This window comes from Scytonema hofmannii PCC 7110, from assembly GCF_000346485.2.
Taxonomy (GTDB): Bacteria; Cyanobacteriota; Cyanobacteriia; order Cyanobacteriales; family Nostocaceae; genus Scytonema; species Scytonema hofmannii.
The window spans coordinates 10,426,799-10,450,907 of record NZ_KQ976354.1 but is presented as its reverse complement, the minus strand read 5'-3'; the positions used below and the strand labels follow the sequence as shown (position 1 = coordinate 10,450,907).

General features: G+C 39.7%; 20 protein-coding genes and 1 tRNA gene. 7 read left to right on the top strand and 14 right to left on the bottom strand.

What is annotated here, in order from left to right:
- Positions 1 to 64 precede the first annotated feature (64 nt).
- The 5 genes from WA1_RS44020 to WA1_RS44000 form a co-directional block, all read right to left on the bottom strand.
- Positions 65 to 904, bottom strand: coding sequence for a phycobilisome linker polypeptide (locus WA1_RS44020; protein ID WP_017744702.1), 840 nt, complete (start codon positions 902 to 904; stop codon positions 65 to 67).
- Between the two features lie 166 nt (positions 905 to 1,070).
- On the bottom strand, positions 1,071 to 1,559 hold the full coding sequence (locus WA1_RS44015; protein WP_017744701.1) for a phycocyanin alpha subunit: 489 nt from the start codon (positions 1,557 to 1,559) through the stop codon (positions 1,071 to 1,073).
- Positions 1,560 to 1,675: 116 nt separating this feature from the next.
- Positions 1,676 to 2,194: a globin family protein gene (locus WA1_RS44010; RefSeq protein ID WP_017744700.1), complete on the bottom strand. Its 519-nt coding sequence runs from the start codon at positions 2,192 to 2,194 to the stop codon at positions 1,676 to 1,678.
- 634 nt (positions 2,195 to 2,828) lie between these two features.
- Positions 2,829 to 3,788 carry an RluA family pseudouridine synthase gene (locus WA1_RS44005; protein ID WP_017744699.1) on the bottom strand — a complete coding sequence of 320 codons (960 nt, stop codon included), beginning with the start codon at positions 3,786 to 3,788 and terminating at the stop codon, positions 2,829 to 2,831.
- 343 nt (positions 3,789 to 4,131) lie between these two features.
- Positions 4,132 to 4,356 carry a hypothetical protein gene (locus WA1_RS44000; protein WP_017744697.1) on the bottom strand — a complete coding sequence of 75 codons (225 nt, stop codon included), beginning with the start codon at positions 4,354 to 4,356 and terminating at the stop codon, positions 4,132 to 4,134.
- A 2,099-nt stretch (positions 4,357 to 6,455) separates the two neighbouring features.
- Between WA1_RS44000 and WA1_RS43995 the strand changes: the two genes are divergently transcribed.
- Together WA1_RS43995 and arfB are read left to right on the top strand one after the other, a co-directional pair.
- On the top strand, positions 6,456 to 7,496 hold the full coding sequence (locus WA1_RS43995) for a response regulator (RefSeq protein ID WP_017744696.1): 1,041 nt from the start codon (positions 6,456 to 6,458) through the stop codon (positions 7,494 to 7,496).
- Between the two features lie 1,021 nt (positions 7,497 to 8,517).
- Positions 8,518 to 8,931: an alternative ribosome rescue aminoacyl-tRNA hydrolase ArfB gene (arfB, locus tag WA1_RS43990; protein WP_017744695.1), complete on the top strand. Its 414-nt coding sequence runs from the start codon at positions 8,518 to 8,520 to the stop codon at positions 8,929 to 8,931.
- 75 nt (positions 8,932 to 9,006) lie between these two features.
- Here the strand turns inward: arfB and WA1_RS43985 are convergent, their stop codons facing one another.
- A complete protein-coding gene (locus WA1_RS43985; protein ID WP_017744694.1) occupies positions 9,007 to 9,495 on the bottom strand; it encodes a hypothetical protein in 489 nt (162 codons plus the stop codon).
- 389 nt (positions 9,496 to 9,884) lie between these two features.
- Here WA1_RS43985 and WA1_RS43980 point away from each other — a divergent pair, with 389 nt between their 5' ends.
- Positions 9,885 to 10,757: a hypothetical protein gene (locus WA1_RS43980; RefSeq protein ID WP_017744693.1), complete on the top strand. Its 873-nt coding sequence runs from the start codon at positions 9,885 to 9,887 to the stop codon at positions 10,755 to 10,757.
- A gap of 177 nt (positions 10,758 to 10,934) precedes the next feature.
- On the opposite strand, the gene WA1_RS43975 is transcribed toward WA1_RS43980, so the two are convergent.
- From WA1_RS43975 to pds, 4 genes are all read right to left on the bottom strand, one after another.
- Positions 10,935 to 12,251: an ABC transporter substrate-binding protein gene (locus WA1_RS43975; RefSeq protein WP_017744692.1), complete on the bottom strand. Its 1,317-nt coding sequence runs from the start codon at positions 12,249 to 12,251 to the stop codon at positions 10,935 to 10,937.
- A 272-nt stretch (positions 12,252 to 12,523) separates the two neighbouring features.
- Positions 12,524 to 12,612: transfer RNA gene (locus tag WA1_RS43970), tRNA-Ser, on the bottom strand.
- A gap of 117 nt (positions 12,613 to 12,729) precedes the next feature.
- Positions 12,730 to 13,662: a 15-cis-phytoene synthase CrtB gene (gene crtB, locus WA1_RS43965; protein WP_017744691.1), complete on the bottom strand. Its 933-nt coding sequence runs from the start codon at positions 13,660 to 13,662 to the stop codon at positions 12,730 to 12,732.
- Entirely contained in the window at positions 13,646 to 15,085 is a 1,440-nt protein-coding gene (pds, locus tag WA1_RS43960) for a 15-cis-phytoene desaturase (RefSeq protein ID WP_017744690.1), read from the bottom strand. Before pds ends, crtB begins: the two co-directional genes overlap by 17 nt.
- A gap of 657 nt (positions 15,086 to 15,742) precedes the next feature.
- On the opposite strand from pds, the gene WA1_RS43955 reads away from it, so the two are divergent.
- Entirely contained in the window at positions 15,743 to 16,978 is a 1,236-nt protein-coding gene (locus WA1_RS43955; protein ID WP_026134799.1) for a septal ring lytic transglycosylase RlpA family protein, read from the top strand.
- 39 nt (positions 16,979 to 17,017) lie between these two features.
- Here the strand turns inward: WA1_RS43955 and WA1_RS43950 are convergent, their stop codons facing one another.
- Together WA1_RS43950 and WA1_RS43945 are read right to left on the bottom strand one after the other, a co-directional pair.
- The gene (locus WA1_RS43950; RefSeq protein WP_017744686.1) at positions 17,018 to 17,347 is read right to left on the bottom strand and encodes an STAS domain-containing protein; all 330 of its coding nucleotides are present in this window, start codon (positions 17,345 to 17,347) and stop codon (positions 17,018 to 17,020) included.
- A gap of 165 nt (positions 17,348 to 17,512) precedes the next feature.
- Positions 17,513 to 17,938 (bottom strand): ATP-binding protein, encoded by a 426-nt coding sequence (locus tag WA1_RS43945; protein ID WP_017744685.1) that lies wholly within the window; start codon positions 17,936 to 17,938, stop codon positions 17,513 to 17,515.
- 140 nt (positions 17,939 to 18,078) lie between these two features.
- On the opposite strand from WA1_RS43945, the gene WA1_RS43940 reads away from it, so the two are divergent.
- Complete coding sequence (locus WA1_RS43940; protein WP_017744684.1) at positions 18,079 to 19,266, top strand: PP2C family protein-serine/threonine phosphatase; 1,188 nt, start codon at positions 18,079 to 18,081, stop codon at positions 19,264 to 19,266.
- Between the two features lie 101 nt (positions 19,267 to 19,367).
- Here WA1_RS43940 and WA1_RS43935 read toward each other — a convergent pair whose 3' ends face one another.
- Complete coding sequence (locus WA1_RS43935) at positions 19,368 to 19,547, bottom strand: hypothetical protein (RefSeq protein WP_017744683.1); 180 nt, start codon at positions 19,545 to 19,547, stop codon at positions 19,368 to 19,370.
- 1,230 nt (positions 19,548 to 20,777) lie between these two features.
- Between WA1_RS43935 and WA1_RS43930 the strand changes: the two genes are divergently transcribed.
- Together WA1_RS43930 and WA1_RS43925 are read left to right on the top strand one after the other, a co-directional pair.
- The gene (locus WA1_RS43930; RefSeq protein ID WP_017744682.1) at positions 20,778 to 21,263 is read left to right on the top strand and encodes a type II toxin-antitoxin system antitoxin SocA domain-containing protein; all 486 of its coding nucleotides are present in this window, start codon (positions 20,778 to 20,780) and stop codon (positions 21,261 to 21,263) included.
- A gap of 1 nt (position 21,264) precedes the next feature.
- Complete coding sequence (locus tag WA1_RS43925; protein WP_017744681.1) at positions 21,265 to 21,822, top strand: type II toxin-antitoxin system PemK/MazF family toxin; 558 nt, start codon at positions 21,265 to 21,267, stop codon at positions 21,820 to 21,822.
- A gap of 181 nt (positions 21,823 to 22,003) precedes the next feature.
- On the opposite strand, the gene mutL is transcribed toward WA1_RS43925, so the two are convergent.
- Positions 22,004 to 23,734 carry a DNA mismatch repair endonuclease MutL gene (mutL, locus tag WA1_RS43920; protein WP_017744680.1) on the bottom strand — a complete coding sequence of 577 codons (1,731 nt, stop codon included), beginning with the start codon at positions 23,732 to 23,734 and terminating at the stop codon, positions 22,004 to 22,006.
- Positions 23,735 to 24,109 lie beyond the last annotated feature (375 nt).

Genomic DNA, 24,109 nt, shown 5'->3' with positions numbered 1-24,109 from the left:
GGAGTGAAGGAGAGGGGGAGTGAGGGAGTGAGGGAGTGACTCTCTCCCCCTCTCCCCATCCCTTTTAGGGTTGTGTAATGCTGACTATCTTACCGCCACGCTTGTGAATTTCTTGATAGGTAGCTGACAGTCTTTCATAGGGTACAGTGTAAACCTGTCTGCTACGGCGTACTGCTACACCAGTGTTCTGTACACCCAGAATTGCTTCAATAACAAACAAGCGATTATCGCCTCTTACAGGAGAACTGAAGAGGGATGGCGCGCTTGTAGTGCCACCACCACCTGCTGCGGATGTTGATGGCATAATCATGTTTGCCATGTTCATCGAGATTTTCGATCTCAAACGGGAATTTTTCCCACCATATTGCGCGTTATCACTGTTAGCACTGCCACGATAAAGTGCGAATATGCGGTTATATCCAACTGTCTTCATTCCCGGAATTGATTTGAATCCGCGATAATAGGGAACGACATAACTACCAAAAGCATTTTCATATTCTGGGCTATAAATGTAAGACTCTATGTCAGCATCGTAGCCACGAGAAGCGTAGAGGTCTACATGATAAGCAATTTCTGACTGGTCGTAAGGAGCGCGTCCGAGCAAATGTTTGTAGTTTAATTCAATGAAACGCCCTTGAGAGTTCTGGTAAAAAAAGCATTCTTTGTAAAAGTCGGATTTAGCTAAAATCTCAACAAATTGTTGAACGTTGATTTTACCGTTCCGCAACAAAGATTCGGGGCTGGTGAATTTTTGACTAGCGTATATTCCTTGGCGTCCAAAGATTTGCTCGTAAGCAGCCCTAAACACCAGTTGCAAATCATCTTCGTTCCAATTCTGGCGTAGTTCAACTTTTTTGCCTACCCAATCGTTAACTCCTAGCCGTTCTACAACTGAACTAGTCATCTTTCTAAAACTCCAATTTTGCTAATTGCTGATTGCTTAAAATTCATGGCTAATGGCTAATGGCTAATAGCTAATTGCCTATCGCTAATTGCTATCAATGTTATTAACCATTAGCCATTAGCCATTAATCATTAACTATTAGCCATTAGCTATTAGCTATTAGCTATTAACTCAATGCGTTAATCGCATAGTTGATGTAGGTGTTAGCTTCACCAGCAACGTCACCACTTAGACCATGATTGCTGCGGACAAATTCCAGTGCTGCTACATACCAGCTGGGGGAAAGACCGAGAGCGCTATTGAGTTCGTTCAATCCTGCAACAACGTATTCATCCAAAGGACCAGTACCGCCTACTACGCAGCAGTAGCTAATGGTGCGGAGGTAGTGATCGATATCCCGTACACACTTGTTTTTGCCTTCTTGGGTAGAAGCGTACTGAGGTCCTTGCATTTGGGTGGTGTAAGGAAACTTTTGATACACGTGATTAGCTGCAGCTTCTGCCCATTTCTTGCCATTTTGAGAAAATGCTTTGGCTGCTTCCAAACCTGCACGAGCACGGTTGAAACGACCAAAAACAGCTTGCATTTCGGTATTGCTGAGATAAGTACCGCGAACATCAGCAGTTGCGATCGCTTCAGTCAGTGGGGTTTTCATGATCTTCTTAATCTCCAAATGTTAATAGCTGTAATGGCTCAGAACTCAGAAATTTTTCCTAGAGGATATTTCTGATTTCTACGTTCTTCTCAAGAACCTAGTTGGAAAAAATTGCATTAAACAACAGCAGCAGCAGCCCGATCGAAATAGCTAGCAACTTCAGACATAAGTTGGCTGCAATCACCTCGGGTAATGCCATTGGAATCGTTAGCAATTGCGATCGCAGCATCTTTCATTTTTTTAATTCCAGAAGCTACAGCATCACCAGGAGTACCCAATGCTTGGTAGGTTTCACGCAAACCATTTAAGCAGCGATCGTCCATAACGCTAGCATCACCTGCTAATACAGAGTAAGTGACATAACGCAAAACAAATCCTAAATCGCGGATACAAGCAGCTTGATTGCGGTTGTGGAAGCAAGCACCGCCTGCATTGAAAATTTCAGCACGTTCAGCTACTAAAGCGCGATATGCGTTTGCCACAATGGAGGAAGCGTTACTAGTGAGGCGATTAACCACATCTAAACGCTTATTGCTATCACTAACTAATGCTGATAATCCATTAATTTCGTTATCGCTTAGGTAAGAACCTTTTTTATCAGCTTGTTCAACGACTTTAGAAAAAGCATCTAGCATTGTTCTTTTCTCCTCAATTTTATTGCAGCTTATCCAATCTCTGAAATCAGCTCGCTAAAGGTTAAAAGCAATTCTTGAATCGAAACATAAGAACATACCAATTACAACACAAATTACACGCACACTTACCAAAAATATAGATGGCATTATGCAATCAATTTGTTTTGTTAAAGTCTTTGTTTTTTGCATCGATTTCTTAATTGCTCTTTAGATTTTATATAGTGCTTGAGTGAATTTATTGTTAAGAATTGTAAGTTTGTGTAAAACCTTACAGCATTTTGCGAAATCCCTTTACCAATCAAGCTTTTAGTGCGATCGGTATAACTGCAATTTTACAATATGAAACATTCCTTTGTCTATCTTCATCTAATTAGACTGTCATCTCATAATCTATCAAAAGTAATACTACACGGGATTTGAGTGAGAATGATAGCAAAGTTAATGCCAGAGTTTTTTGTAAAGGTATGTTAAGTTGAGTTAAGAAGATTTTGTAAGATTTCTCATTTTTGTATCTGCTGATGAGGATGGCAAACCCAATATAAATTTTTACAGCTTATGCATTGACAAGATAGCCATTTATGAGCGATCGCCCACAACGAGGTTAGGAAAATTTCTTATCCCTACTCCCTACTCCCTACTCCCTACTCCCTATTCTTCGTCGTAGAACTTCTAGTAAAGTCGTAAATATCTGAGGAAGAGGTGCAGTAACTTCTATCGATTCCCCAGATACCGGATGTTGCAACTTCAGTTTCCAAGCATGAAGTGCTTGACCGGGTAAGTTAACTCCCACAGAATGACCAGAACTATATATGGGGTCACCAACAATGGGATGACCTATTTGAGCGCTGTGAACCCGAATTTGATGGGTGCGTCCAGTTTCTAACTGAAAATGCATTAATGTGTAGTTTCCCAAACGTTCTCTCAGTTTCCAGTGAGTCACCGCCAGTCTTCCGCCTTTTTCTACAGGAACAACTGCCATTTTTTTGCGATCCACTGGGTGGCGACCAATGGGTAGATTGATAGTACCGCTTTCCTTCTTGGGCGCACCGTAGACGATCCCCAAGTATTCTCGCCCTGCAGTTTTTGCTTTCAGTTGAGCCTGTAATGCTTGATGAGCTTGTTCTGTTTTGGCAATAACAATAGCCCCAGTCGTATCCTTATCCAATCGATGAACAATTCCCGGTCTTTGAACTCCCCCAATTCCTGGTAAGTTGGGACAGTGGGCTAAGATAGCGTTTACAAGAGTACCATCTTGATGACCAGGTGCGGGATGAACAACTAAACCTGCTGGTTTATTAATAATCAGTAAAGAGCTATCCTCGTAAAGAATATCTAAAGGTATCTCTTCTGGTTTAAGTTCCAGTGGTTCTGCTTCTGGTATTTTCAGGGTGATATTATCCCCTGCTTTTACAGAGATCTTCTTAGATATACAGAGTTTGCCATTCAGATGAACGTTACCTTGCTCAATTAACTGTTGAATCCTGGAACGAGATAGATTTGGTAATTCTTGCGAAAGGTAACGATCTAGACGAACATCCTTGGAAGAAATAGGTCGAATGCTTTCTTCTGAAACTTGTAAATTGATTTCTGTCACTTTATTTAATTGCGAACCATCTTAAAAGTTTAGCCAAAATTCTGATTAACTTGAAAAAACCTATTGTTTAGGTAGAGAATGAGAACACTTATGTCTCAAAAAGATTTTCATCCGACAGTTCAAAAGGTCAAGGGGAGTGCGTGCGCTGTCGTCGCACTCATGTTCGTCTTCACTAACCCTTGTTTTGAAGCCGTGGGCGGTTTACACACTACCCCTATGATAAGATTCAGCCCGGAAATATATTTCCGGGCTGAAATCTAGAGTTTGCTAAAGCTTAGTAGACAAAGATTTTAACCAGTTTTCATGGGTTTCAGCTTCAGATCTGTGCTTGAGTTCAAGACATTTATAATAAAACCACGCCCAATAAGCTTTGTAGGATATTTTTACCCACAGTATTGGAAGATTTATAGGTGTCAGCTTGACCAAGGATAGCAGTGTTTTTCAGATTAATGAGAGGAGCTGCTACTAATGTCAGTCCACCTTTTGTTGCATCAATCTCAGCATCTGTTAACTCTTGGATAGAGTCAGCATCAACGTTATGCAGTTGGGAAATTGTAATCTTAGCCATGGTGATGTACTCCTAGTTTTGATTACTTGTCTTTGGGCTTTGATGAATGTCTCTTCTTGTCCCATTCCTATAATCTATTACTGACTTTTTAGTTCCAAGGCTTTCATCAATTTATAATGGAAAAAAAGCCTGTCGTTATGTCCACGATTCTTAAGTAATGATTAACTTTTGTCAGAAATAATAGCTATCACCCACACTCGATTGATTTGGGGTAAATTAGCTCTTAATTCTCCTGAAAGTCTGAGAAATTCACATCGGAAGAGATATGGCATAGTCCTGACCGCCCACTACAATCTTGATACAGTCAGCATTGCCCACTCTACGTATGTTTTAAAAATCAAATAGAATTTTTATAATCGTTTTGTAAAGATTCTGTGAAGCTTTGATGCAATCATTCTTATTTAAAAAGTTTTCTTGAATTGTATAAAATAGGGTGGTCTTTATTGAGTTATTTTTTATACTAAGTAAAAACATATACTTATTTATGCATAAGTTCTCACGACTCGTCTCGTTGAAATCTTCATTCAATTTTTCAAGCAAACATTTATTTAAATATGTATAAAAAATACTAAGTAATTAAAATCATGCCTAAAAATCATGTATAAATTCTGTCTCATTTATCAATTAGATATAAAGGACTTAAATAAAAATTTACATCTTTAGGAGGATGACAAAATTTTTAAAAGACTGTGTCTATAAATTGCCAAACCAAATTTTTCCCTTTACCGCAATACTTGCGATCGCACCTATGTTCTGATGTTATAAAAGATACATTTTTGTAAATTTGAACTCTAGACAATAGGAGTTCCAGACTTATACTTAGTGATATAAAAATATTACTTATCAGTATTTTTACTCTAAAAAAATAAGTTTTGATTTTCCGATACGTGGAGTATAAAGTTATAATAATTTCTCTACTGATAAATAATTCAGTGTATACACTTAAAAAAAGACGTAACAGTATACATCCTTACAAGACATTTATGTTAAAAGAGCAATGACCTTTTATGGTTTCTTTATTTACTTATATTACTCTTTACACATCCTTTAACTTTTTTTTGAAAACTATAGTAACCTAATTGTAGAGAGCAAGTTACTTACCATCTACCCTAGTGTTAGAGAGTAAGGTATTTATCATCTACCAGGTAACTAAAAATTTTTATATTTCAGGTATGCACTACACTGCTTGAATTCTGTGGAAAAGTTCTAGAATTTGCATCATATGCCCCAGGGTGACTGCCCATCATCAAACAACGTCAGAGTGTGTTCCCAAATGCGCGTGAAGAATTTACTTTCTTCTTCACTAACCTTCAGAGCGTTCTACCGCGTAGTGTTGTTGTGTGAGTTGACATCCCAGTCACCGTTGGAGGAAGGTTGCCGTGAATTATAGTCAAAGCAGTATTTTAAGTTGGCTAGAGACAGGGGTATTGAGCGGACAACTGTTACAGGGTCATAGTCGGCGGTCTCAAAATATACCTATCTGCTCAAGGCATATGAAAAGACAAGAAAGTCTTGGTATGTGCTCATGTCAAATAAGAACCTTTTTTGAAGAAAAGCTGTCTACCATATCAACACTTTGCAGTAAGCCAAACTTTGAAGCTTGGTGCGATAGCAAAGCTAAGTGCTTTAGCCGTATCGCCTAAATCTACCTCAAGGAGATGCTGGAATTCTCCATACAATCTGTCGGTGATTCCATCCTTGCCCTCTTAAAGGGTAATGTAGCCGAAAAAACTAGAAATTTACAGGGTTACCAAATTAATATTAATAGGAATCAGGCATCTCCAAACAAGACTCCCTAACAAGGAGTACCGCCAGTTTAGTGAACTGGCTGTAACTTCAAACTTCTAATTTCTACAACTTGGGCTTTACAAGAACAAGCGTGGTTAGGAGAGCAAAGAACAGGTTTATGTCAAGATAGGACAATTTGCTATCTATATGTTGCAATTATCCTGACAAAATATTGTCATTCATAAATTTGTTCACAACCCAACTTTGGTTGCAAATCTTGATGTGAACTCAGAGCCATGAATATGACTACACTTCCCATTGGTAGATACAGGTTTTTCCAGAAAATACAGCCGCTATTTCTACTAAGTAAAATGGCTAGTAACCACAATACTGGTTGTTGGCAAGTTTATAGTCCATCGGCTTCCTGGCTAATTTATATGGAGAAAGGCGAACTCGTTTATATCTCCTATAGCGAGCAAATGTTTGATATTCTTCATAGAAATTTGCAACGGCTAAGCGAACAAGTTCCCAATCTTCGTAATGCGATTGATAAACACTTCCAATCATTATTAGAAACCCACAATAATGATGAATCAATAGAAAGTCCAGAGTATAGGCTTATTTGCTGGTTGGTTAATCAAAATCACATAACTTCTGCGGAAGCAGGAATGTTGATAGAGCAATTGGCGCTAGACGTATTAGAGCCATTACTCAAAATTGAAGATGGAAGCTACGAATTCGTACCAGAAGTTTGCTTGGACGATTTACCAAGATTCTGTCATTTAGATTTACGCGTGCTTTTTGAAGAATGTCAAGATAGACAACAACAGAGAAATGCTAAACCTGCAAGTGCTCAACAGCAGTGCATACAATTTATCAAGGCAAAAGCACGAAAATATCAAGCCAAGATTGAACAAAAGTTTATCAGACAGGAGAGACATGAAGTTATCAACGACTCAAGTCAGTTTTTGATTCCTAGCATTAGCGATCCTGAGATAGAAACTAATAATACCAGACAAGAAACTTTTCAAACTTCCACCGAGCAAAGACTTTATAAAGTGGTTTGTATTGATGATAGTCCCGTTGTTGTCAATGCTGTTAAAAACTTTTTAGATCAACAAATATTCACTGTCACAGGAATTAGCGATCCTCTGAAAGCTTTAATGCAGATTATCCGTATTAAACCGGATATAATTTTACTTGATATTGAAATGCCCAACTTAGATGGGTATGAAATCTGTTCTTTGTTAAGAAAACATTCATATTTTCAAAATACACCTGTAATTATGGTTACGGGACGAACGGGATTTATCGATAAAGCGAAGGCAAAAATGGTTAAGTCAACCGGATATCTGACAAAGCCTTTTTCGCAAGTAGATTTACTAAAAATCATATTTCAAAATATTAAGTGAGAACGAAAAATTAGCTAGATGTCCGCTAACCCTTACTGGCGTTACTCAGATCCCCGACTTCTTAGAGAAGCTGGGGATCTGAGTAACGCTTGTTTTTTTGTACAAACATTACCTTATATTACATTTTTGTAACAAAAACGGGATCTTCAAAAATTCCTCAAATATTCTAACTACATTTAACACAGACGAAATTCAGTTCAAAAACGTAGACCGAAGCCTAAATTCAGTACGTTTATCATAATGGGGTTTTAAAAAAATTATGACTACTTGTCCCTGTTGCTCTAACCAACTGCTACGCCATATCCGTAAAAATCAAATTTCTTGGTTTTGCCGCAGCTGCTGGCAAGAGATGCCTGAACTTAGTCAAAGAAGTCTGGATTCACTCTCTATGGCTAGGTCTACTCAATTCGCTCGAAAACAATTAGCTGTTTCCTATTATAAATAGTTTAGATCATTCAGATTTTTTAATATCCATTTAAAAAGCAGGGACACAATTATATTGTGTCCCTAATTAATAAATTTATTTATGGAATCAAAAAGAAAATTGATTCTTAATTAACTGGTCATTGGTCACTATAGCATTGGTACAGTAGTTACTTTAAGTGACTAGAAACGCTACTTACAACTTTTGACGCAAATTTTATACTTTCTGGATTAGAAGCAGACATACTATTTATCTTACTTGTAAATAATATCTTCTCCTATTTATGATATTAATTGCTACAGAGTTATTACGGATATCAACGCGATCGTTCATTAAAGTTCTGTTTGTTTCACTGGAGACTGATGTTATAAAATAGTTATTATTATCAAAAATGTGCTCAAATAAATCCTTATACCATTTTACGAAAAGGATGATACAAATCTAAAACGTAGAGACGCGCCATGGCGCGTCTTTACAGAATTTAAATGTATCACGATTAAAGTGAAATGGTATTAGGAGTGATAGTTCGGTTATCACCTCTGAATATTGTTGCTTCTGTCCTTGTATGTGATGTCCAAAATAAGCTATATATAAGTAATGCTGCAAATTTCTACCAAAACTATCATCCCCGACAGCGAGATCGAAATTAATGCAATTCGCTCACAAGGAGCAGGAGGTCAAAACGTAAACAAGGTTTCCACTGCCATCCACTTGCGTTTTGATATAAAGGCTTCATCATTACCCGATTTTTACAAAGAACAACTTTTAAAGCTCAAAGATCGACGTATCACCCAAGAGGGAGTTGTTGTTATTAAGTCTCAAGAATACAGAAGCCAAGAGAAGAACCGGGAAGAAGCGTTGAGACGACTGCAAGAACTCATCAAAAGCGTAGTCATACTGAAAATAAACCGTAAACCTACCAAGCCAACTCGCAACTCTCAAAAAAAGCGTCTTGATAGCAAAAGCAAGCGCGGAGAAATTAAGTCTATGAGAAGGCAAATCACCGATTGATAAAAGCGATCGCGTTTAAAGTAAAATTATCTTTTTTTCCTCTTTTTTCATGTCCTTTATGTCTTTGCGGTTCATTCAAATAGGTAATCTTCGGGCGGGAGGGGAGTAGCCGTTGTTTTGCGTTAAGCTTTTTAAGCTAGAAGCTGTTTCTTCTGGTTTTCCAGCAAGGGGGAAAACTAAAATACTTTTGATTGCGGGGTTATCTATTAATTCTTTTAAGCGATGGAATTGTCGCTCGCTAATAGCAATTCCCGCATAATTTTTGGCATAATTTAATTCTTCTTTGAAATTCGCCTCATTATAAGCTTGAATAAATACCTGATCGACATTCCATTGTTGCCAATCAGCGGCGAAATATCGTTTAGCCCAATAAGGATTATGATGACAGATATCAAAACTAACTGAAGAATTAGTTATTGGTATATTCTTAGGTAAAAGGCGGCTGATGTCTAGATTTCCTGGCTGGATGAACCACCAATAACCACCTCCTAAGATAGCTATGATTATGGAAATCGGAATATTTGAGCATCCGCATCCACTTGGCTTTTTATTTTGACGCGACATAAGAACATAGTCTCAATTTATATATAATAAATTGCTACCATTTGAAATCGATATTTTCCAAATAAGTCTTGAAAATTGGGAATAAAATTTTCCCTCATCACGCTCGTGCAAGAATGAATATCATCAAGCATTGCCTCAGTAGCCTTTCCTGCTTTGAAACACGGTAAAAATAGGTTGGGGGTGTCGGAGTTTTTGTCCCAGCATTCATCTCACGTTCTTCTTCGTGTGACAGTTGGGGTGCGGAATGGGGCTTAAAATTTCTGCACAGTCATGTCCAATAGAGGATGATGGAATCATTTTTTTAGTGTTAAATGGTGGATATTGCCAAAAGTTGACTAAAAATCTAACAACTTAATTATTTTTCAGGCAATATTTTTTGAGGAGTGATTGTGAACACTATTTTTTTCCGTAAAAATTCTTTTTGCGTGCTGAGCATATCAGCTATAGTAGCTACAAGTTTCAGCGTGCCTGCTGTTGCTCAAGTAGTAGATACTACAAACGGTGAACAGTTGAGAGCATCTTCTGGAACTGAAGCGTCTGCCCGAACAACAAGTATTAAAGTAGAACACTTCTACCCAAATGTCTTTACTTCATATGTGGAGAAATCTTCCGTTCCCGATCATACCGTAGCATCTGCTGCCGATCTAAATCAGGTGCAGCAAGTACAAAATAATACACAACAGGAAACTTCTAACAACGTTGTTACACCTGTTCCAGGAACGACAACTACGTCATCTGCAGCGCTTGTAACTCCCCAAGAAACTGAAACCCAGGTTAAGCCATCTACTTCTAAAGTGGCACAATCCGATATTACTACTGTCGATCCAGGGCGAAGAACTCGTGGTGGATCGAGTTACATCGGAATAGGAGGAAACATCGGGTTGGGTGGCGACTCTGCTTTGAGCGATGGTAACTTCATGGTTCTTAGTAAAATCGGGCTGACACGTGTTTTATCTGCACGTCCATCGGCTGTGATTGGAGACGATACAGCCATTCTCATTCCCGTAACTTATGACTTGTCATTTAGATCGGTAGATCCTTTCTCCGAACCATTGCCTATTGCGCCTTATCTTGGTGCTGGTGTTGCTATTGAAACTAGCGATGATGCTGATGTAGCTTTCTTGCTTACTGGTGGTATTGACGTACCAATATCGTCTCAGTTTACAGCAACAGCTGCTATAAATGCAGCATTTTTTGATGATATAGATGTCGGTTTGGCGATCGGAATTGGTTACAATTTCGGTAGTCTCTTTGGTCGATAAATAACGATTCAGTAGGTAGGGCAATGTCCACCCTGTCTTGAAAAAGGGAGTAGGGAGTGGGGAGTAGGGAGTAGGGTAGGAAAATTTTCAAAATCCCAAATCTCAAATCCACCATCCCCTAATCCAAAATCCACCATCTCCTAATCCAAAATCTAAAATCTAAAATCCAAAATCGCATTACTTTGGACTCACTTTGTCAATTGTTTTGAGTTTACCGTCAGGTTCAACAGTCCAGACATTGTAGATACCAATGACATCACCGTTTTTGTCAACATCTACGTTGCCACTCGCGCCTTGGTAATTAATATCTTTCCCTTCTTTAAGTAACTTCAATCCCTCACAAACGTCTGTGACTTCTACACCAGGAGCATTTGATACTTCACTGATTTTATTTGCTATACCCGTACCAGTGTTCTCCTTGGCAGCTTGTGCCGCTAGTACTAGTAAAGCAGTGGCATCCCATGATTGAGGAGCAAATTCTCCTGGTGAACTACCTTTTTTTGATTGCCAAAGTTTGGTAAGAGCTTCTAATGCTTTTCCATCAGAACCCGGTACCGTACCAATAACACCCGTCACAATATATTTTCCATCATTTGTTTTGCCAACTTGTTGGGGAAACTCATCTGACTTCATACCGTCAGTCAGCATTACCTGTACCCCCTGTAGCAAACCTTGTTGGTATGCTGATTTTAAAAGCAAGCTACCTGTTTCTACGTAAAAAACTCCCAGAACAGCATCTGGTTTACCTCCAAAAGCTGCTGAGGCTTCACTTTCAAAAGTGGTTGATTTGGGGTCGTAGCGAACCGGTTTGTTTTTATTAACAACAGTTCCCCCCGATTTTTCAAAAGCTCGTACAAATGCTTGTTCAAAACCAACGCCGTAATCGTTATTAATTACAAGGGTAGAAACTCGCTTGTAACCTCTTTTTTGTGCCAATGTAGCTAGGGCTGGTCCTTGATAGCTATCAGGTGGAACAGTACGCGCCCAAAAACCTTTAAATTCACCTTTTTTTGCTTGTTCGGTAAAGACGGGGCTTGTGCTACCAGGGGAAATTAGCATGACTTTGTTCTGGACGGCAATTGAGACAGCAGCAGTAGAAACACTGCTGGCAAAAGAGCCTACCACACCTGCTACCTTGTCTACAGTCGCTAGTTTTGTCATACCAGCTGCACCCGCTTTAGGATCGGTTTGGTCATCTACCTGAATGAGTGTCACGGGTTGACCATTAACCCCCCCACAAGCATTAACAGTCTCAACAAGAAAGGGAACGGATGGGATCATTTGCTGCCCGATGGAGGCTAGATCTCCAGTGGCGGGCAATAAAGAACCTATTTTCAGACCGCTACCACTAGCAGTTGTATTTGAGCTTTCTGGGGTTGTGTTACCACTGTTAGTTGTTGACGTATTGGGGGCTTGGGTATCACAAGCCGCGGTCAGAAAACCAATTCCTACAGTCACTAAAGCCAGGGCTAAGGCTGTGCTTGTTCTTTGCATACAATAAATTTCACTCCTCTTCTTTATAGGAGCCTAAATATAAGATTAAAATTTGACTAGTGTTCTGTCGCATAAGTTTTGATGGATAAGTTTGCTCAGATCCCCGACTTCTTTAAGAAGTCGGGGATCTAGCAGATCATCAAAATCCGTATGGTCAACCACCAGATTAAGTGGGTTCAGTTTTTATATTGGCTCCAGAAGATAAATAATAACATTGATGAAAAAATTGGTGAAAATAACTTTCCATCAGTCTTCATCAATTGCTAAAACAACGGAGAGGGAGGGATTCGAACCCTCGGGAACGCCAAAACGCTCCAACAGATTAGCAATCTGCCGCTTTCGACCACTCAGCCACCTCTCCAGGGTCACGAATACTAATGTTACCAGAGCAAAAATTGAAATGTCAATAGTTATTTGCCATTTGTCATTTGTCATTTGTCATTCGTGTGAACAAAGGACAAATGACCAATGACAAACCTTACAACACTTGTGCTCGCAACCATGCCACTGGTAATGTAAGTAACTTTTGTAATTTCGGCACGTAAGCACGCTGATTGAACACGTCATAATCGCTGCGTTCAATAACCTTGAGAATCCTACTGTAATGGATTAGAGCAGCCCATACGGGTAACCGAGCATCAGCAGAGAGATAGCTGATTCCTCTTTCTGCTTTTGTATAAAATTGGCGCGTCCTGCTAATTTGGAAGCGCATCAACGATCGCCATCGCTCATCAATTACACCTTGGATCAAGTCTTGCTCGGTGTAATTGAACTTCGCTAAGTCTTCTAAGGGAATGTAAATTCTCCCCCGACTTGCGTCTTCTCCTACATCGCGCAGGATATTGGTCATCTGGCTGGCAATTCCTAAGGAAATTGCTTCTTCCGTAGGAATATAGGGCGACTCGCTCTTGTGCCAAGGGGCTGTTTGATTGGATGTATCTACGCCCATAACTGCTGTTGACATCAAGCCTACAGTGCCGGCGACGCGATAACAGTAGAGGTATAACTCCTCAAAAGTTTGGTAGCGGCTTCGGTATAGATCCATACGCTGACCCTCAATCATGTCCCGATAGGGTTGGATGTCCGTCGGGCAAGAGTGGAGGGTATCCACGAGAGCTACATCGAAATTGTCCGTTGGCTGTCCTGCGAAAATGGATTTCAGTTGCTGCTCCCACCGATCCAAGGTTTCCGGTGTGGTGATAGAAGCAACGGGACCGTCCACTAGTTCATCTGTACGACGACACCAAGCATAGATTGCCCAAATATGCTTGCGCTTTACCTTACTCATCAGCAAAGTAGCCAGGTAAAAAGTTTTGGCATGTTTTTCTGTGAGTTGGCGACAAAGTTCGTAGGACTCGTCTACCGAGACCAACGTTTTCATGCGTGGGGGAGAATCAGGCAGTTGCAGCATTCGTTGCAGGCTGAAGGGTTTGCATTTGCAGGCTTGACGATTTTGCCACTGGATGTGCTTCAGCTATCGCCTGCGCTGTCAGCTTACCAGAAAGTACGGCACCTTCCATACTCCCCAAGTAACGTTGCATCGTGTAACTACCTGCTAGATAGAAGTTGGAAACTGGAGTCACTTGTTCTGGACGGTGCTGCTGACGACCGGGCGTTGCTTTGTAAACCGATCGCGGCGTTTTTACGACATGGTATTTTAGCAACTTTGTCGGATTGTCTCCGATGAAGTGGTCGGGAAAGAGCTTTTCTAATTCGGCAAGGGTTGCCTGTAATATTTCTTCATCAGATTTAGCAATCCAATCGACGGCTGGTGCTAAAACTAACTCCAGCATCGATTTATCGGGGTTTTCGTACCCGCGACAAGTGTTGCTCATGTCAGCATAAACGCTAAGCAAGGGCGATCGCGAAAACAGCAGCTGGTCGATATCTGTTAGTTTACGGTCAAACCATAGCTGTAAGTTTATCACCGGTACGCCTTCCAAACCTTCTAGCTTTTGGAAAAATTCTACTTGCTTCCAAGGTTCCGGCATCATCACCTTCATGACGTCCACTGACATTGCCGAGACGTACATATCGGCTGTCACAACTTCATCGCTTGCCCCATTCAGCCCGCGTATGACGTATCCTTTGACAGTGCCATCTTCGTTCAGCAAAATTTCTTTTAATGGCGCATTCAATCGAACTTCTCCACCTCGTGAGGTGATGTAATCCACCATCGGCTCGCACATCCGTTCTGTTGGCGAACCATCCAGAAAAGCCATTTTCGAACCATTCTTTTCTTGAAGAAATCGATTGAGAGCCGTCAAAAGAATTGTTGCTGAAATTTCTTCTGGATTGATAAAATTTAACGCCTTAGACATGGCGATAAAAACTTCTTTTTCTACCCTTGGAGGAATATTTTGCTTTTTCATCCACTCTCTCCAAGAGTATTTATCCATAGCCTCTACGTACTTTTGCCCCTGAATCATCGCCGGTATCAACCCGATGCCAAAGCGAATTTTTTCTGGCCAGGTGAGCATATCGTTATTCCGTAGAATAGCGACTATGCCGTTCCAAGGCGCTGGTATATCAGGAAAATCAAAGCGACTGTAAGTGCCTGGATTGTCGGGCTGATTGAATATCAGCGCGTGTTCTTTCCACTGCAGCCGATCGTCAATGCCCAACTCTTTCAGCAACTGCAGCATATTTGGATATGCTCCAAAGAAGATGTGCAGCCCGGTTTCATACCAGTCGCCGTCTTTGTCTTTCCAAGCGGCTACCAGTCCCCCCAATACGTCTCGGCTTTCTAAGACGATTGGAGTGTAACCTGCATCCGTGAGATATTTGGCACAGGATAACCCTGCTAAACCCGCTCCGGCGATCGCTACTCGCATTTAACCTTTGTGATATTGAATAATTCTTAATCGTTTTATCGTTTTTATTATACTTTGCAATCCGTTACATTTGGCAGTGTTTTTTTTCAATCTCTGGGAAATTGTTAATTTTCCTTGATCCCTCTACTTGGAGAGTAGGGAGTGGGGAGTAGGGAGTGGGGAGTAGGGGTGGGGAGTGGGGAGTAGGGCATGTGTCCTATCCCAATTTGAGTTGAGAGACAATCAGTAAGCCTTAAAAACCCGGTATCTGGGAGATACCGGGTTTCTCTCTACTTACGAATGATTTAAGAATGCCTTAGCAAGCGTAAATCTATCGTAGTTGATGCTTTTTAAAAAATTCACTATTCCAGGAAATGGTGTCAAACAGGCGATTTATGAACACTTCGCTGTACTTGAGTACCAATCAGTTATAAAAAAAATAAATTGAAAATAGAGTAATAATCAAAAAAAATATCGAAAACTTTTATTTGCTTGTTGAGCGACAACAGGATAATATGTTACCTGCTGGGATCGCTCAGTATCTTAATCACAACTGCGCTGTTATTCTGACTTTTTGGAAGAGTAGACCGCGCTGGTTTTGTGATTGAGAAATTGTCATTATCAAAGAACAAGGTTAGCACCATCAAAAGGTGTACATACCTGAAAACTGACTGAACCATGATATTTTTTGGACTACTTTGGGTTACATCCTGGATTGGTTCGTTTTTGTCGTTGAACCAAAACTTGCCATCAAGTTTTACTTCAAATATTGTTCCGGCAAAAGTGTCATCCAACTTAGGGAAGCTGGTTAGTAACCCTCATCCATTTTTAACGCCCGTTCGACATCAAATGAATGTTGTAGGTACTACAACAATACTGTCACTGAGGTTTCTAAAAATGGATTGGGGTGATAAGGAATCAAAACCAAATCTTACTAAACCACCCGCTCCGCTCATAAAGAGAGATAAAAATAGCAAAAATCAGTTTTGCGGTCTTCAACAAGATAATCTAGCCAAGCAACCTACTGTTAAAGATGCAAGTCTTCTACCCGTTCCAAGTTTGATAAAGACAGGGTCTGATGATCGAGATTTTCTCCCAAATCAAATACTGCGATCGCTCCAAAATTTCTTTCGCTTTCCCAATCCCATCGAACCAGGTTTTGATTCTACTTCTTCGCCTGTTGTAGTTGTTAATCGAGGTACAAGCAATTACGAAGTGTGGCTAAATAACCGTGTGGTAGCGAATTTACCAGATCGACAACAAGCAAGTTTGATGCAACAACGCTTGACAAGACTTGTGAAATCATCTAATTTTGATGCTTCTCGATTGCATCCTGCTCTTGTTGATGGGATACCAGCATTAATGTCGGGTAATCGCTTTTTGTTTGGAATTGGGAAAGAAGTCACTCGAAAAACTCACCGTAGTGGCGATTTATTAGCGATCGAATGGGTAAATAATTTGCGTCAAGCATTGCAAGTACCTAAGCTATCACTTGTTGAAGGACAGAAGGAAATGTATGGCTTGACTTCTTCTAAGAAAAGAATGGCGGGCTTAGCTTCTTGGTACGGTCCGTACTTTCACGGTCGCATAACAGCAAATGGTGAGACATTTAATCAGAACGAATTAACAGTTGCTCACAAGTCATTGCCATTTAACACATACTTGCAGGTAACTAATTTGAAAAATGGCAAGACAGTCATTGTGAGGGTTAACGACCGAGGTCCATATATTCCCCCAAGAAGTTTGGATTTATCCAGGGTAGCAGCTCGCTGTATTGATAGTGAATTAGCTGGAGTTGTACCTTATGAGGCAGTTATTTTGAACAAGAGCAAACCTAGAATGACTTTGAAAAGGCCTAGCCTTAACTTGAAGATGCAGAAGCCGCCAAGAAAGCTTGCAGTTATTTCAGACTAATCAGTGACCAGTGACCAGTGACCAGTGACCAGTGACCAGTCACTGATTGCTGGTCAATATATGGCGATTGAATTCTTCGCGATCGACAAATTGTTGAAAAATCCGATCCATCTTAGTCAGTTCAAATAACATTTTGACTTGGTCATTCATTGAGCACACATAAAGCTTACCACCTGAGTTTCGTACAACCTTCATTGCCGATACTAAAGCACCTAAGCCAGAACTATCGATAAACTTTACCTCGTGAAGATCGATTAGCACGATATCAGATCCATGAGTCATGATATCTTTAACTTCACGACGCAGTTCATCACCTCTAGCACCGTCTATAACACCAGAAAGGGAAAGTACATTAACAGTAGGGATCATAGGTTTGATAATGGATAATGTTTTAACTACTAATTCCGTTATATTTTTAATAGACTGAGACTGCAATCATAAGCAAAAAAAATTTATTTCACTACCGTGAATTTACAGTCTGTAAAATAACGATCAGGAAATAAGGGAAAATAAGTAATTTGCCATGCTTAAAGCTTAGTAGTATTTACGTATAAATAAGCAGTAACGATTATCCACCGTCGGCTCATATTTTAACTCGTCTGCAAGAACAGCCATAATTTTCAAGCCGCGTCCGCGTTCTTCTTCGTTTTCCTCCAAGCTACCTATCTCTTGTAGCTTTTGCTTGAGGTCAAAAGCTTCTCCATAAGACCAAATACGGATTTCTATACATTCTTCCGAACGCACAGCTTCTATCTCAATGGGAGTTTCCATTGGTAGATTCTTATGAGCGTGCTCCACTATATTAGAAAAGCCTTCTATAAGCAATGTTTGGCATTGCCACAGAATTTTTTTATCCAGGAGCGGAGGTTGGTTAATTTGCTCAAACCATGACAAAATAGCAGAGGAGACAGTTAGATTTGTATGAACTTTTAGAAAAATTTTATAATTCACTTTTTTCATCAAAAAACTCCTAATCCAATAATAGGTTGGAATTCATTTGCCGTCTTTAGAGATATAACTTATTTTTTAAATAAAAATTATCAATGCTAATTTAATATTTGATAAAACCTATAATTATTTTAGTTATAAATTAATGGTTGATGTTTAAAATTCTTATTATTGATGACGATCCCATTGTGCGGATGGCACTGAAGAACACACTTCAAAAGCAAGGGTATGATGTTTCTGTAGCCAGTGACGGTGTAGAAGGAATTGACTTGGCAAAACAGCTACATCCTGCTTTGATGATTTGTGATTGGATGATGTCTGGTTTGGATGGGCTGGAAGTTTGCCGTCAAATTAAGGCAAATCCAGACTTAGCAACAACTTTTTTTATTTTACTGACGGCTAGGGGTGCTGCTCCGGGTGAAGCAGGAGACAGAGTAGAGGGGCTTGATGCTGGAGCAGATGAATTTGTTTCTAAACCTATTGAAGTTAATGAAATCAAAGCACGGGTAAGAGCAGGGCTAAGATTGCATCAACTTCATCAAGATTTGCAGAACCAGAAACAAGCTTTACAAGTTCTCAATCAAGATTTGCAAACTCAAAAACAAATCTTGGAAGCAGAATTATCTGAGGCTGCAGATTATGTGCGATCGCTTCTACCCCCACCACTCTCAGGGACTATCTCAACAGAAGCGCTGTTTCTTCCCTCAGTACAGCTTGGCGGTGATTGCTTTGACTATTATTGGATAGATGATGAACATCTAGCGATTTATCTCCTAGATGTATCGGGACATGGAGTAGGTTCAGCCTTGCTGTCTGTATCTGTACTCAACGTTTTGCGATCGCAATCCCTACCCAAAACTAATTTTTGTCAACCCAGCCAAGTTCTAAGTACACTCAATCAATCCTTCCAAATGGATAACCACAATGATAAGTACTTTACAATTTGGTACGGAGTGTACAACCGTACACAACGCCGACTTGTTTACGCTAATGCGGGACATCCACCAGCCGTGCTGTTATCTCGTGCATCTGAACAAAACATTGCAGTGCAAAAACTCGACTCTCTGAGTTGTCCAATAGGATTTTTGCCTGATGATGACTATGAAGATAGCACTGTTGAAATTGAAGAAAACAGTACTTTATATATATTTAGCGATGGGGTGTACGAAATTGTTACACCAAGTCAAAAGATTTGGGGACTTAATGCTTTTATAGATGTATTAGTTAGTTATACAAAGACAAATACCTGCCATCTCAAGCAGGTGATGGCAGAAATTAACTCCATCAGTGCTAGAACCAAGTTTGATGATGATTTATCTATATTAAAAGTCTCTTTTTGAAGTCAAAAGTGTAAAGTATAAAGTATAAAATTTTTACTGATGACGCCGCAAGAAAAGGGCGGGCGAGGAAATAATATAATATTTACGCTAAAGGTTGATTCTTATTTTGATAGAAAAACCGCCCTATCTAAAATCATCTTAACGTCAGATGGATTTCTTGATATATCTCGTTGCCAAAAACCAAAGCCACCATGCTGATTAACTGCTTGAATCCACTGTTCTAAAAATACACTTTTAGCTACGTCTTTTTGAGTGTAATGACCTTTAGTTTCTAAAATCAAGAAACTTCCAGTTTTTAGGCGAATAATAAAGTCAGGTCTATATTTGCGAACAATACCTTCAAATATGTAGAGAATTTCAAATCCAAGGTGGTTGTGGGTTCGCAGATAAGATGAAATTTTAACAACGGAGTGAAGCGGGTTTCAGACGACACAATTCGCGCATAAAGTGAAATCTATTGTAGCACAACGGTCTTAGCCTCAAGCGTCAATTCACACACTATATGAAATTTTCCGACTTTGATTTATCGACAGCCCGAATGCTTTTTAAAGCGCACTTTTGAAGTGTAATGAGCTTATACTCTGCTAATAGAGCGATCGCTTACTTCATACGATAGTCAACCAGCTTGACTACGGGACATTCATGTTTTTTGGTATAAATTATAATCAGTATTTGACAAAATCCCGTGAATTTCTGTGATTAGATGCAAAATTTCAACTTATGTGCGAATTGACTGGAAGGCTAAAACCCTTACCCCATGGTCAATTTCACTTTATGTGCGAATTGCGTAGCCTAGAATCCCTATAACTTCGTTGTCCAAATTTCACGTTATCTGCGAACCCATATGGTCATTCTTAACCCAAGCCTCAACCTTGGAATTACGGTTCTTCCGTACTTAGTGGGCTAAATCATTAATTAATTTTGATAAGTTTGCTTTAAAACCAATGCTTACAGGTGGTTGTAGTCGAAATTTAAGTAATCTTACATAAAATACAGTGAAGAAGGGCTTTTATGTTTGCCCAGCAAGGGTTTTAATCTATTTATCAAAAGTTTAGCCCACTTAGTACGGAAGAGCCAATTGTAATCGGTCTGAAACGAACATCTATATGTTCTCGAAATGCTCGAAAATTCTTTATTTTAATATTGGTTAGCATAGGTAAATTTCAATTAGTTAATCTTCTAAACTTTCATGGAGTAAATTTTCTCCAACCAAACGGGTATGTATAGATTCACCTGTATCTAAAAGATGCGATCGCTCTCTCCTTTCAAATTCTACTAAAATCAATCAGAAGTATTGACTATCATTTTGACCATGTACTAATATAGTACTCGTGTACTCTATTTGATAGCTGACAGTGTTCAGTCATCAATTTAACCTAATGATAGTGCTTTGCCAGAGGCGTCTATCAGATATCGTCAGCACCCCGCACGCTTCGTGACGGGGCTTCGTGCCTCAGCATTTTAATGATGGTTGACCAAGAATTTCTTAACAATTAGAAACAAAAAGAGCTATGTTAGAAACGCTCATAAAATATTTTGTCTATGAAACAAAAGGATACATTACAAAAACACAAATTATTAAGTTTTTGTATTTAGCCGATCTTTACTCTGTCAAATGGACAGGAAAGCAACTGACTGAACTCAATTGGTATTATTATTACTATGGATCTTGGCATGAGGACATAGAGGTTGCCTTAAATCAAATGAACGGAAAAGAGATTATTCAAGAATCTCTGGGAAATACAACACTTCTCAAACTTGGACCTAAAGCAGGTAATATAGAGAATTTAAACCTGTCACAAGGTCTCAAGCTGATGCTTGATAATATTAGGAGAGAATGGGCTGGTCTAGGGCAAGATAAACTGAATCAATTGCTAGAGTATGTGTATAACACATCTCCCATGATTGAAGTTAAAGATACCCATAAACCAGAAGACAAAGTTCAACTTAACTTACATTCTGAACGAGAAAAATTAATCAATGAATTAGGATTATAGAGTGGCTGGAAAAAAACCTCGTCAAGGTTGGATCTATTTTATCAATCCCTACAGAGTTTCTCTTCGTTGTAAACTTGGTCATATTCATCTTTATGACTTGAATGAACCAGGTGAGATTGAATGTCAAACTATTTCCTGCACGCTAAAAATTAATTCTAGTAAGGTGTTTAGAGGCGAACATCCCTATATTATTTGGACAAATGACCAATTCCAGGATGACTGTAGCTATATAGAAACTTTTACGGTTATTCCATTAACTTCAAGTTCAAAAGGAAAAGATAAAGGTTTACCAACAGCATATCCTATTAACCCTACAAGTAGAAATAATCTGGATAAAAAATCATTTGCCCTGGTTCATCAGATATGTTCTGTTGAGGCTAATTGCTTTAAAGATTCCATGGGAAATTGGTTAAATCGAATTGGACAACTGGAGCAAGCTGATAGAGAAGCTATAGAAGAACGTTTAAAGTATTTTTTGAATCTCCACAACAATCCCAGCGAAGACTGGTTTGCAAGAAATGCATCCCCAGAGCTTTTAAAGAAAATTTTTGATGATTGACCACAGTATGCCAAAAATTTAGCTTTAGAAGAGTTAATAGATAATTTAGACTCTGAATAAATGGGTTAGTAGTACATTACGGCGAAAATAACTATAACCATTAGGATTGAGATCTAAGTTTATTTAATTCTTGAAAATTGGTAATATAGCTTCATATTTTAACACTTTTACACGAAACTTTTCAAATTCCGTGACTTTTCCCAATCACCCAATTACGGCGGAAGAAACGAGCTAAAGCTGGCTCTTCTAAGGATAGGCAAATTGGGCGTCCGTGAGGACAAGTGCGGGGATTGCGCGTGCGTTGCCATTGCTCTAGTATTGCTTGCATTTCCGGCTGAGTCAGGGATTTACCGTTACGAATAGCGCTGCGACAAGCAACAGCGACTTGCGCTGTCTGTAAATCACCGCCTAAACTGAGTTCTAAAATCGCTTCTCCACAATCATCTCGCTGCTGTAAGAGTGCGGGGACGCTGCGAATTGCCCAAAGTTGTTCGCCAAAAGTTTCTATGTCCAAACCAATATGTTCTAGTTGCGCTACCTGGGCTGGAGACAGTTGATAGAGGATAACTGGTGGTTCAAGGGGAACAATCTGCCAGTTATCGCAAAGTTGCTCGTATAAAATGCGCTCGTGAGCAATGTGCTGTTCCACCAACCACACTCCACCTGGATGTTCTGCCACGATATAGGTGTTATTAACTTGAGCAACGGCTTTTATGTTATGGGGAGTGGGGAGTAGGGAGTGGGGAGTAGGGGGTTTGTCTGCTGGGTTTGATGGATTGAAGTTATAAGGGGCTTTTTCTTCTGCAGCTTTAAGTAATTGACTGACGCGAGTTGTATGGGCGGATTCTCTGACAGATGTCGAGTTAAGGCGGAGTGCTTTCTCAATGGTTTGGGAAATTTGCTCTTGCCAATGATTGAGGTGGTTGAGGTAAATTTCTGATTTTGCTGGGTTACGGTTCCAGTTGACTTGTTCGGGGGGAATAAGTAAGTGTAAAAAACAAACAGGATAGCGATCGCGTGGCAATGTTCTGTGAAATCCTGTCAGAATAGTTTGTTCTAACTCCGGTGATTTTACCATCCGTTTGTTAATTGCCACTTTCACCCAATCTGGACGGCGACGGTGACACCTGTCTGGTAATCCTATCGTTAGTGAGAGTTGGGAGTGGGGAAGGTGGGGCCCCCTCTGGGGATAAGGGGTAATGGGGAGTTGGGAGTTGGGAGTGGGAATTTCTAGTTTTAATTCATGGAGATCGGACTCTTTGATTTGATGTACAATTTGGGGCAATAGTTGAGCAACTGCTGATGAGGGACAAATGGAAAACCATTCCCGGTCATTTTGACAAACCTGCCAAGTCACATGGGGATGACACAGGGCGATTTGTTGAATCGTTGCTTGCACTGCTTTCATTTGCAGTGCTAGTGATGGCAATCCCTCACGACGAGATGACCAATTTTCAAAAAGGTTGGAAACTGTGACGACAGTACCGTTCGCGATCGCTGCTGCTTCTATATGTCGTGCTTCTCCTCCGTAGCCATAAACAATTCGCCAACCCCCATCTCCACAATGAGGACGGCTCAATATTTCTAAATCTGCCAACGTCGTCAAACTGTGGAGTGCTTCTCCACGAAAACCCAAGCTCGTAATTTTCCACAAGTCAGCACATTGCCGAATTTTACTGGTACTGTGGGCTGTTGCTGCACGTTGTAAGTCATCTAAAGGCATTCCACATCCATTATCTGCAACGCGGATACGCCATTGTTGAGGCCATAGAGAAACTACAATTCTCGTTGCACCTGCATCTAAGGAATTTTCTACTAATTCCCGCACGACAGAAGCTAAGGAGTCTATAACTTCCCCCGCTGTAATTAGATGCACAACTTCTGTTGGTAACGCTTGAATTATACATACCATGATCTATCAGTATAAAATATAAGCTCACATCTTTAATTTTGGCGAAGGTATTGTTCAAGAAACCGGGTTTCTCATTTTCGCTTAAGGGATTTCCACGAAATAAATTATCCATCTTGTGGTGCGGTGCTCACAACCCGCCACTAATACAGGACGGGCGGGGACGCCCGTACCACAAGAAAAAGTTGGATATTTTTTAATTTGGAAATCCTTAACCGAACAGTATTGCAATCACTTGGGTGTATGCAGTTCAGATCATTACTGAGTTAATTATTAAAATATATTAAATATATTTAATATATTTTAATTTTTTTATTTAAACTTAAAAATAAATATGTATAAATTGTAAAAAAAAGTCGATAAAAATCAGATTTTTGA